Genomic DNA, 9,916 nt, shown 5'->3' with positions numbered 1-9,916 from the left:
TGCCGAAGAACTCCAGCAGGCTGAGGCCCGAGAAGTAGAAGAAGGTCAGGAAGCCGAGGACGAAGAGCGAGATGTAGAGCGCGATCCAGGCGCGGTCGCGCGAGCGGGCGCCCGCCGTCGCCGCCGCGAACAGCGGGACGTTGCCGACGGGGTCGATCAGCGCGAACAGCGCCACGAAGAAGTTGACCGCGAACTCGCCCTGGCTCATTCCAGGGTCTTAGCCCAAATCGACGTCGGCGGAACACCCCGCCCCCCAAACGGAGCCCCGCCATGGCCGCCGCAACCGTGCTCGCGCAACCCGTGACCAAGGCCGATCCGCGCCTGATCATCCCGCTGGACCTGCCGACCGTGGCCGAGGCGCGGGCTATGGTCGAGGCGCTGGGCGAGGCGGTCAGCTTCTACAAGGTGGGGCTGGAGCTGTTCGCGGGCGGCGAGGGGATGACGCTGGCGCGCGAGCTGAAGGCCGCCGGCAAGCAGGTGTTCCTGGACTGGAAGCTGCACGACATCGGCACCACGGTGCAGCGGGCGACGGCGGTGCTGGCCGGCTCAGGCTGCGATTTCCTCACCGTGCACGGCGAGCCGCAGGTGATGGCCGCGGCGGTGCGCGGCAAGGGCGCGTCGAACCTGAAGATCCTGGCGGTGACGGTGCTGACCAGCCTGACCGACGCGGACCTGGTCGAGACCGGCTACCACGAGACGGCGCGCGCGCTGGTGGAGCGGCGCATCCACCAGGCGATCGCCAGCGGCTGCGACGGCGTGATCGCCAGCCCGCACGAGGCCGAGCTGGCCCGCAAGCTGGGCGGCAAGGACTTCCTGGTGGTGACGCCGGGCGTGCGGCCCGACTGGGCGGCGAAGAACGACCAGGCCCGCGCGGCGACGCCGGCCGACGCGCTGCGGTCGGGGGCGAGCCACATCGTGTGCGGTCGCCCGATCACCGCCGCCAACGATCCGCAGGCGGCGGCGCGCCGGGTGGCGGCGGAGATGGCGGGGGTCTGAAGGCCGGCCCCGGCCGAGCCGGGACCGGAACCCGAGGGTCAGAACCGCAGGGCGCGGGCTTCCTTCACGTGCGGCAGGGCCTGGATGGCGGCCAGCAGCTTTTCGGTCGGCTCCTGGTCGACGCCCACCAGGGCGATGGCGTCGTCGCCGGCGTCGATGCGGCCGAGGTTGAAGGTGGCGATGTTCACCCCCGCCTCGCCGAGCAGGCCGCCCAGGGCGCCGATGAAGCCGGGCTTGTCCAGGTTGTTGATGTAGAGCATGCGCGGCAGGAACGGCGCGTCCAGCTCCATGCCCTTCACCTCGACGACGCGCGGGGCGCCGGCCTGGACCGTGCCCGCGAACGAGCGCTTGCCCTTCTCGGTGGTGACGGTGATCCGCACCAGGCTCTCGTAGATGGGCGAGTCGTCCTGCTTGCTCTCGGAGACGGTGATCCCGCGCTCCTTCGCCACCGCCGGCGCCGAGACCATGTTGATCTCCGCCAGCATCGGGCGCAGCACGCCGGCGAGCGCCGCGGCGCTGAGCGGGCGCGTGTTGAGCGTCGAGACCTGGCCCTCGAAGGCGATGTCCACCGACTTGATGCCGAAATCGACCATCTGGCCGGCCAGGGCGCCCAGCTTCTCGGCCAGGGCCACGAAGGGCTTCAGCCGCGGGGCTTCCTCGGCGGTGACCGAGGGGCTGTTGAGGGCGTTGGTGACGGCGCCGGTCAGCAGGTAGTCGCTGATCTGCTCGGCGACCTGCAGGGCGACGTTCTCCTGGGCCTCGTTGGTCGAGGCGCCAAGGTGCGGCGTGGCGACCAGGTTGGGCGCGCCGAACAGCACGTTCTCCTTGGCCGGCTCCTGGCTGAACACGTCGAAGCCCGCCCCGCCGATGTGGCCGCTCTCCAGGCCCGCGCGCAGGGCTGCCTCGTCCACCAGGCCGCCGCGGGCGCAGTTGATGATCAGCACGCCCTTCTTGGTCTTGGCCAGGTTCTCTGCCGACAGGATGTTGCGGGTCTTGTCGGTGAGCGGTGTGTGCAGGGTGATGATGTCGGCGCGGGCCAGCAGCTCGTCGAGCTCGACCTTCTCGACGCCCATCTCCACGGCGCGTTCGGGCGACAGGAAGGGGTCGTAGGCGACGACCTTCATCTTCAGGCCCAGCGCGCGGTCGGCGACGATGCCGCCAATGTTGCCGGCGCCGATCAGGCCCAGGGTCTTGGCGTAGAGCTCCACGCCCATGAAGCGGTTCTTCTCCCACTTGCCGGCCTGGGTGGAAGCGTCGGCGGCGGGGAGCTGGCGCGCCACGGCGAACATCAGCGCGATGGCGTGCTCGGCGGTGGTGATCGAGTTGCCGAACGGGGTGTTCATCACGACGACGCCGGCGGCGGTGGCCGCGGGGATGTCGATGTTGTCCACGCCGATGCCGGCGCGGCCGATGACCTTCAGCTTCTTGGCGGCGGCGATGACGTCCTTGTTCGGCTTGGTGTCCGAACGGACGACGAGGCCGTCGTAGTCGCCGATGATGGCGATCAGCTCGTCCTTGCTGAGGCCGGTCTTGATGTCGGTGTCGACGCCGCGCTGCTTGAAGATGTCGACGGCGGCGGGGCTGAGGCTGTCAGCGATGAGTACGCGGGGCATGGTGAATCTCCTCGGGGAGAGCCCTCCCGGCGTGGCCGGGAGGGATGATGTCGGGCTGTGGGCTTGCGGCCGCTCAGGCGGCGGCGAGGTCGGCGACGACGGAGGCGAACGCCCAGTCGAGCCACGGCGTCAGGGCGTCGATGTCGGACGTCTCGACCGTGGCGCCGCACCAGATCCGCAGGCCGGGCGGGGCGTCGCGGTAGCCGCCGACGTCCAGGGCCGCGCCTTCCTTCTCCAGCACCGAGGCCAGCTTCTTGGCGAAGTCGGCCTGGGCGTCGGGCGAGAGGGCGGCGACGCGCGGGTCGACGACCTTCAGGCACACCGAGGTGTTGGACCGGCAGGCCGGATCCTCGGCCAGGAAGGCCACCCAGTCGGTCTTGGCGACCCAGGCGTCCAGCACGGCCAGGTTGGCGTCGGCCCGGCGCTTCATCTCGGCGAAGCCGCCGATGGAGGCGGCCCACTTCAGGGCGTCGACCGCGTCCTCGACGGCCAGCATCGAGGGCGTGTTGATCGTGGCGCCTTCGAAGAGGTCCAAGGTGACCTTGCCGCCCTTGGTCATGCGGAAGAGCTTCGGCATCGGCCAGGCCGGCGTGTAGCTCTCGAGGCGGGCCACCGCGCGGGGCGACAGGATCAGGACCCCGTGCGCGGCCTCGCCGCCCAGGGCCTTCTGCCAGGAGAAGGTGACCACATCGAGCTTGGCCCAGTCGAGATCCTGGGCGAAGGCGGCCGAGGTGGCGTCGCAGATCGTGATGCCTTCACGGTCGGCGGCGATGAAGTCGGCGTTCGGGACGCGGACGCCCGAGGTGGTGCCGTTCCAGGTGAAGACCAGGTCGGCGTCTTTGCGGACCTTCGACAGGTCGGGAAGCTTGCCGTAGGGCGCGTCCAGCACCTCGGCCTCGATCTTAAGTTGCTTGGTGACGTCGGTCACCCAGTCCTTGCCGAAGCTTTCGAAGGCCAGCAGTTGCACGGGCTTCGGGCCCAGCATCGACCACAGGGCCATCTCGACGGCGCCGGTGTCGGAGCCGGGCACGATGCCGACGAGGTAGTCGTCGGGAACGCCCAGCACCTCGCGGGTGCGGTCGATGGCTTCCTTCAGGCGCGCCTTGCCGATCTTCGACCGGTGCGAACGGCCGAGGACGGCGTTGCTGAGATTTTCGGGATTCCATCCGGGGCGCTTGGCGCACGGGCCGGAAGAGAACTCGGGACGAGCCGGGCGGAGCGCCGGCTTCGGCGGGGTAGTCATAGCGATGTCTCCCATCCTTGCAGATGGGCAGCGCCCCGTTGGGGGGGCGTGGCCCGCCGGCCAGAAGCCCGCATTCGAGCGGCAGCGCAAGCGAAACTTTTCTGTCGTGGGAGCCGGGAGGCCTGCATCAGGGGCAGGAAATGCCCTGGCTGCGACGATCTGCGCCAGCGGGCGGCTAGGCCGCCGCTCCCGACCCGCGCCGCCGCCAAGCCAGGGTTGTGGCGGCGATCAGGCAGAGCACGATGGCGGTGTTGTCGGCGTTGTTGATGACCGCGTGGAGGTAGTCGGACTGATCGCGGCCGGTCGACAGATAGTAGGCGTGCAGGGCGAACTGGCCGGCGTAGAGGAACATGATCGCCCCCATCCAGGTCGCGCCCCAGCGCATCACGATCCAGAGCAGGAGCAGGCCGGTCAGGGCGTCCATTCCCAGCCGCAGGAGATCGGGGAACGGGTCGAGGAACAGGTCGGTCAGCAGGCCCACGGCCACGTTCAGGCCGACCACGGCGCCGGTGGCGCGCTCAGGCGACCCGCCCTTCCAGAGGGCGAAGGCGACGGCCGCGATGGCGAGTGCGATCTGGGAAAGGACGATGGGCGACGTGGGCATGAGGCCCGGTGGGCCTTAGACGGGCGGAACCGGGGCGTCCATGCGCGCAGATGGCGCAGCTTGCGCCTTTAGCCCTCGGGCGGCGACCGTGCGTCGGCGCCAGGCGACCACCGTGCCGATCACCAGGCACCAGATGATGCCGGTGAAGTTGATGTTGTTGATCAGGGCGTTCAGGTAATCGCCCGTCTTGCGCATCGTGACCAGGTAGTACGAGTGCATGGCGAACTGGGCTGCGTAGAAGAGCATGACGCCGCCCATCCACATTGCGCCATAGCGCACGGTCACGCCCAGCAGCACCAGGGCTGTCAGACCGTCGTTGACGAGGCGGATCATTCCGTCGGCGCCCGGGGCGACGACCCGGCCCAGTTGTCCGATGGCAATGTTGGCCAGGACGACCAGCGCCGCCGAACGCTCCGCACGACCGCCCTTCCACAGCGCGAAGATCGCGCAGAGGACGGAGAATACGTCGATGAGGAGTCCGATCGGCATGATTAAGCGCCCCTAATCAGGATTAGAGGCGCCTAACCAGTTAATCTATTGCAATGATCCGTCGGGCAACCAACGGAAGAGCCGTTTAGATGGCTTCGCGCATCGTGGTTTGTTCGCGCGACACGCCTTCCGCCGGCTTGTCCATGCCGTTCATCTTGGTGCGGATGCCGAGACGAAGCTTGGCTTCGTTCAGCTCGCCGTGGACGGCGACCATGGCGGTCCGAGCTTCGCTCAGAGCCTTCATGGCTTCCATCATCTTCACTTGCACGTCGTCAGCGAACACCAGCGAGGTATTCACGTCCTTACGAGCCTTGAGCATTTCGCTCATCAGTTCGGCCGCTTCGACCAGAGCGCCGTCAACGGCGGCTTCAGTCTGGAACAGCTTCTCGGCCACGCGCTTGGCCACGAAAACCTTGTCCATGTGGATACACCCCTAAAGTTACCCGACACGCGTTAAGGTAAATGAAGGATTACCAGCTACGCAATGGACTCATCGGTTGTTAACCATGTTTTCTTCTGCGGCTAGTTGTAGCGTGGCGCCAAAGGCACAGTTTTAGCGAAGCGCCCTCCACCTCAGATTGCTACGGAAGCGAAGCGTTAGGACTATCGGTCTATCCCTCGCGACATGAACCTGCGGGGGGATACGTCCGAGCACGGCGTGGAGAGCGTTGCGCCCACGGCGACGTTCCATGCCCGCGTGGCCGGAGTGGGGCTGATCACGACCGTCGTGGTCCTGGTCGCCGCGTGCCTGACCTTCATGCTGCAGCAGTGGGCCGTCGCGCGCACCCAATCGCACCAGTTCCACGACGGCCTCGCCGAGATCGGCGCCCAGATGGCGGCTCCCTCGCTGGCCGCCAACGACCGCGTCCACCTGCGCCAGGCCATCGGCGCCGTGCAGGCCAGCAAGGACGTGGTCGCCGGCCGCGTGACCGACGCCGCCGGCCGCGACCTGGCCAGCTTCGGCGCGCCGCAGCCGGAAAAGACCGCGACCGAAACCATCGCGAAGCCGATCCTGGTGGACGGGCGAACCGTCGGCCAGTTCTCCATGACCGTCCGCCAGCCGTCGCTGGCGCCGCTGCTGCCGCAGTTCATCGCCCTGACGTTCGTGCTGCTGTTCGGCGGCGTCGGCGTGGCGCTGTTCCTGGCGCGCAGCCTGGCGCACCGGGTGATCAAGCCCGTTCAGACGCTGTCGCAGGCGATGCACGACGTGGCCGCCAGCGGCAACTTCACGCCGGTGCAGGTGGATGCGTCCGACGAGCTGTTCCAGAGCCTGACCGAGAGCTTCAACCACCTGCTGGGCAAGCTGGCCGAGCGCGAGGACGACCTGAAGCGCGCCATGCGCGAGCTGGAGGCGGCCCGCGACGAGGCCAACGCGGCCAACGTCCTGAAGACCCAGTTCCTCGCGAACATGAGCCACGAGATCCGCACGCCGCTGAACGGCGTGCTGGCGATGGCCGAGGTGATGGCGCTGGGCCAACTGGACCAGGTCCAGCGCGACCGCCTCGACGTAATCCGCCGCTCGGGCGGCCTGCTGCTCGCCGTGCTGAACGACGTCCTCGACCTGTCGAAGATCGAGGCCGGCAAGCTGACCCTGTTCGAAGAGGACTTCGACGCCGAGGTGGCGATCGAGCAGGTTCGCGAGAATTTCGAGATCATGGCCAAGGCCAAGGGGCTCGGGTTCGCGGTCTCCATCGCCGACGAGGCCCGCGGCTGGTGGCGCGGGGACGCCGACCGGCTGCGGCAGATCGTGGGCAACCTGCTGTCGAACGCGGTCAAGTTCACGCCCCAGGGCGCGGTCTCGGCCCATGTGGACGTGGGCGCCGCCGGTGGCCTGCGCATCGTCGTCACCGACACGGGCGTCGGCATCCCGCCCGAGAAGCTGCCCAGCCTGTTCGAGAAGTTCACCCAGGCCGACAATTCGGCCACCCGCCGGTTCGGCGGCACGGGCCTGGGCCTCGCCATCTGCCGCGAGCTGACCCAGATGATGGGCGGCTCGATCAACGTCGAGAGCCGCGAGGGCCACGGCTCGACCTTCACCGTCGAACTGCCCCTGGGCCGCGGCCGCCCGACGTCACTGCAGTCGGCCGAGCCGGCGCAGGCCTCGGGCGAGGGCGACCTGCGCCTGCTGGCCGCCGAGGACAACCCGACAAACCAGCAGGTGCTGGCCGCCGTGCTGGGCTCGCTGGGCATCGAGGTCCATATCGTCCCGGACGGCAAGGAGGCGGTCGAGGCCTGGCGGACGGGCAGCTACGACCTGATCCTGATGGACATCCAGATGCCCGTGATGGACGGCATCACCGCCGCGAAGACGATCCGCGACGCGGAGAAGGCCGCAAGCCGCCGCCGGACCCCCATCGTGGCGCTGACCGCCAACGCCCTGACCCACCAGGTCGAGGAATACCTGGCCGTCGGCATGGACGCCCACGTCGCCAAGCCGATCGAGATCGCCAAGCTGTACGACGCCATTTCGGCCGTGCTGAACGCGGCCGCCACCGGCGGCGTGGCCAACGTGCAGGCCGGCGCCGCGGCCTGATCGCCGCCTGAACCTTCTGCAATGTAGGTGAACCTCGCCCAACCGTGGGCCTCAGACCGCCGTCAGGCGCGGCGTGGTCTCTTGTCGTCACTGAAGGCCGATCCCCGGCCGACACGGACCCAAGGAGACCAGACATGAAGACCCTGATCGCCGCTCTGGCCGCCGTCACGACCGTGACGGCCGTCGCGGCCCCGGCCATCGCCTCGGCCCAGCCCTACGACCGCAATCCCCATCGCGGCGAGTACAATCTGAACCAGCGTCAGGACGAGCTGAACCGCCGCATCGACTGGGGCGTGCGCAGCGGGGCCCTGACCCGCCGCGAAGCCGCCGAGCTGCGGGACGACGCCCGCGACATCGCCCGCATCGAGGCCCGCTACCGCGTGAACGGCCTGAACGGCTGGGAGCGCGCCGACCTCGACCGCCGCTTCGACCGGCTCGACACGCGGATCGCCCGCCAGACGCACGACCGCGACTATGGCTACGGCTACGGCCATCGCCGCTAGGGCTGTGACCTGACATCCCGCCGGGCGCACACCCCCGGCGGAGAGGGAGGCGCCCTCGGAGCCCGTGCTCCGGGGGCGTCTTCTCATGCGGCCGCGGGCGGGGTTTCCTCGCGCGGCCGGGAAAGCCGGGCCAGCAGCAGGACCAGCAGGATCGGCGGGATCGCGGTGAGCCCGGTGCCGATCCAGGCCGTGGCGTAGGCGCCCATCAGCCCCTGGGTCTGCGCAAGGCCGTCCACGACCGCTCCCGAGAAGCCCTTCAGGAACTTTCCGAGGAAGGCGTAGGTGGACGACAGCAGGGCGTACTGGGTGGCCGTGTAGCCGAGGCCCGTCAGGCTGGACATGTAGGCGACGAGGGCGACGCCCGCGAAGGCCTGGGCGAAGTTGTCGAGGGCCATCACCGCGGTGAACAGGCCGACGTCCTGCGACAGGGTCAGCAGCGCGAAAGCGGCGGTGCCCAACCCCTGGAGCACAGAGCCGACGATCAAGGTGCGGAAGAGGCCGAACCGCACGGCGCAGAGTCCGGAGACGGCGATGCCGATGAAGGCGCCGGGCAGGCCGGTGGCGGCGCGGACCACGGCCACCGTGTCCTTCGTCAGGCCGAGGTCGTGGTAGTAGGGGTTGTACATTGGCCCCATCAGGAAGTCGGGCAGGCGGTAGGCGGCGATGGCCGCCAGCATCAGCAGGCCCAGACCCTTGTGGGTGGCGAAGAAGTCGACGAACGGCCCGACGATGGCGTCGAAGAAGCCGCGGGGCGTCCACAGCGGCGCCTTGTCGTGCATCACCGCCTCGGCGCGGGCGGGCTCGAAGCCGAGCAGGGTCGCCGCCACCCCGATCCCCATCAGCACCGCCATGGCGACGTAGGACGCCGGCCAGCCGAAATGCGCCGCCCCGGCGATGATGGCCGCGTCGGCGATGAGGATGGCGATCCGGTAGCCGAGCTGGGCGGCCGACGACAGCAGGCCCATCTCGTCGGAATCGGAGGCGGCCTCGATTCGCCAGGCGTCGATCACGATGTCCTGGGTGGCCGAGGCGAAGGCCACCATGACGGCGAAGGCGCCGATGGCGGTAAGCCCCCCGGACGGCCCTACCGCGGCCATACCGACGAGGCCGGCGGCGACGATGATCTGGGACAGCAGCATCCAGCCGCGGCGACGGCCCAGGCGGGCCAGGAGGGGCACGTCCACGCGGTCGACGATGGGCGCCCAGAACGGCTTCAGCACATAGGCCATGCCGACCCAGGAGATGAAGCCGATGACCTTCAGGCTCGTGCCCTCGTCGCGCAGCCAGTAGCCGAGCGTGTTCTGGGTGAGCAGGAAGGGCAGGCCGGAGGCGAAGCCGAGCCCGAGCGTCACCGCGACCTTGGGCTGGCGGATCGAGCGGACCACCTCCATCGCCGTGCGCTTGCGGCGCGGTTCGGTGGTGGTCGCTGAGGTCATGGGCGTCCGCTTCGGCCGGACGCCCCCGCGGCGTCGTCGGTCAGCCGACCTTGGCGCGCGCCGCGGGCTTCGTAAAGTTGGGCCGGGCCCAGCGGGTGAGGGCAGCGCGCAGGGCGTCGGGCGACAGCGGCTTGACCATGAAGTCGTCCATGCCGGCGGCCAGGCAGGCGTGGCGGTCGTCCTCGAACGCGTTGGCGGTGAGGGCGACGATGGGGGTCTTCACGCCCTCGGCGCGCAGCTTGCGGGCGGTCTCCTCGCCCGACATGCCGGGCATGCGCATGTCCATCAGGATCAGGTCGAACTTGCCGACCTCGACGGCGGCCACCGCGTCGGCGCCGCTGGTGGCGTGCTCCACCTCGCAGCCCTCGCGCGTCAGCAGGGCGCGGGCCAGGAGGGCGTTGATGGGATTGTCCTCGACCAGCAGGATCCGGGCGCCGGGCGCGGCGGCGGCGGCGCCGCGCTCGTCCACCTGGGCCGGCTGGCTGGGGTCGGCCGCGGC

General features: G+C 69.5%; 11 protein-coding genes. 3 read left to right on the top strand and 8 right to left on the bottom strand.

Features of this window, described 5'->3' with window-relative positions:
* The coding region (locus Q0L11_RS05825; RefSeq protein WP_296596006.1) for a MarC family protein at positions 1-208 on the bottom strand (208 nt) is incomplete at its 3' end.
* Between the two features lie 62 nt (positions 209-270).
* On the opposite strand from Q0L11_RS05825, the gene pyrF reads away from it, so the two are divergent.
* Entirely contained in the window at positions 271-996 is a 726-nt protein-coding gene (gene pyrF / locus Q0L11_RS05820) for an orotidine-5'-phosphate decarboxylase (protein WP_296596004.1), read from the top strand.
* Positions 997-1,034: 38 nt separating this feature from the next.
* Here the strand turns inward: pyrF and serA are convergent, their stop codons facing one another.
* The 5 genes from serA to Q0L11_RS05795 all read right to left on the bottom strand — a co-directional run bounded on the left by serA (position 1,035) and on the right by Q0L11_RS05795 (position 5,366).
* Positions 1,035-2,609 (bottom strand): phosphoglycerate dehydrogenase, encoded by a 1,575-nt coding sequence (gene serA, locus Q0L11_RS05815; protein ID WP_296596003.1) that lies wholly within the window; start codon positions 2,607-2,609, stop codon positions 1,035-1,037.
* 73 nt (positions 2,610-2,682) lie between these two features.
* On the bottom strand, positions 2,683-3,852 hold the full coding sequence (locus Q0L11_RS05810; RefSeq protein WP_296596001.1) for a phosphoserine transaminase: 1,170 nt from the start codon (positions 3,850-3,852) through the stop codon (positions 2,683-2,685).
* Positions 3,853-4,027: 175 nt separating this feature from the next.
* Complete coding sequence (locus Q0L11_RS05805; protein ID WP_296595999.1) at positions 4,028-4,456, bottom strand: hypothetical protein; 429 nt, start codon at positions 4,454-4,456, stop codon at positions 4,028-4,030.
* Between the two features lie 15 nt (positions 4,457-4,471).
* A complete protein-coding gene (locus tag Q0L11_RS05800; protein ID WP_296595998.1) occupies positions 4,472-4,945 on the bottom strand; it encodes a hypothetical protein in 474 nt (157 codons plus the stop codon).
* Positions 4,946-5,030: 85 nt separating this feature from the next.
* Positions 5,031-5,366 carry a hypothetical protein gene (locus tag Q0L11_RS05795; protein WP_296595997.1) on the bottom strand — a complete coding sequence of 112 codons (336 nt, stop codon included), beginning with the start codon at positions 5,364-5,366 and terminating at the stop codon, positions 5,031-5,033.
* Positions 5,367-5,570: 204 nt separating this feature from the next.
* Between Q0L11_RS05795 and Q0L11_RS05790 the strand changes: the two genes are divergently transcribed.
* Positions 5,571-7,478: an ATP-binding protein gene (locus Q0L11_RS05790; protein ID WP_296595996.1), complete on the top strand. Its 1,908-nt coding sequence runs from the start codon at positions 5,571-5,573 to the stop codon at positions 7,476-7,478.
* A gap of 134 nt (positions 7,479-7,612) precedes the next feature.
* Complete coding sequence (locus Q0L11_RS05785; RefSeq protein WP_296595995.1) at positions 7,613-7,981, top strand: hypothetical protein; 369 nt, start codon at positions 7,613-7,615, stop codon at positions 7,979-7,981.
* Positions 7,982-8,064: 83 nt separating this feature from the next.
* Here Q0L11_RS05785 and Q0L11_RS05780 read toward each other — a convergent pair whose 3' ends face one another.
* On the bottom strand, positions 8,065-9,417 hold the full coding sequence (locus Q0L11_RS05780) for an MFS transporter (RefSeq protein WP_296595994.1): 1,353 nt from the start codon (positions 9,415-9,417) through the stop codon (positions 8,065-8,067).
* Between the two features lie 40 nt (positions 9,418-9,457).
* Positions 9,458-9,916, bottom strand: a 459-nt coding sequence (locus Q0L11_RS05775; protein ID WP_296595993.1) for a response regulator, incomplete at its 5' end; no start/stop codon positions are given.

Source organism: Phenylobacterium sp. (genome assembly GCF_024508875.1).
Lineage (GTDB): Bacteria > Pseudomonadota > Alphaproteobacteria > Caulobacterales > Caulobacteraceae > Phenylobacterium.
This window is presented reverse-complemented; position numbering and strand designations above follow the sequence as displayed.

What these genes read in the sequence shown, in the direction of transcription:
- pyrF (WP_296596004.1), top strand. Translation starts at nt 271, where the DNA reads ATGGCCGCCGCAACCGTGCTCGCGCAACCCGTGACCAAGGCCGATCCG.
- serA (WP_296596003.1), bottom strand. Translation starts at nt 2,609, where the DNA reads ATGCCCCGCGTACTCATCGCTGACAGCCTCAGCCCCGCCGCCGTCGAC.
- Q0L11_RS05810 (WP_296596001.1), bottom strand. Translation starts at nt 3,852, where the DNA reads ATGACTACCCCGCCGAAGCCGGCGCTCCGCCCGGCTCGTCCCGAGTTC.
- Q0L11_RS05805 (WP_296595999.1), bottom strand. Translation starts at nt 4,456, where the DNA reads ATGCCCACGTCGCCCATCGTCCTTTCCCAGATCGCACTCGCCATCGCG.
- Q0L11_RS05800 (WP_296595998.1), bottom strand. Translation starts at nt 4,945, where the DNA reads ATGCCGATCGGACTCCTCATCGACGTATTCTCCGTCCTCTGCGCGATC.
- Q0L11_RS05795 (WP_296595997.1), bottom strand. Translation starts at nt 5,366, where the DNA reads ATGGACAAGGTTTTCGTGGCCAAGCGCGTGGCCGAGAAGCTGTTCCAG.
- Q0L11_RS05790 (WP_296595996.1), top strand. Translation starts at nt 5,571, where the DNA reads ATGAACCTGCGGGGGGATACGTCCGAGCACGGCGTGGAGAGCGTTGCG.
- Q0L11_RS05785 (WP_296595995.1), top strand. Translation starts at nt 7,613, where the DNA reads ATGAAGACCCTGATCGCCGCTCTGGCCGCCGTCACGACCGTGACGGCC.
- Q0L11_RS05780 (WP_296595994.1), bottom strand. Translation starts at nt 9,417, where the DNA reads ATGACCTCAGCGACCACCACCGAACCGCGCCGCAAGCGCACGGCGATG.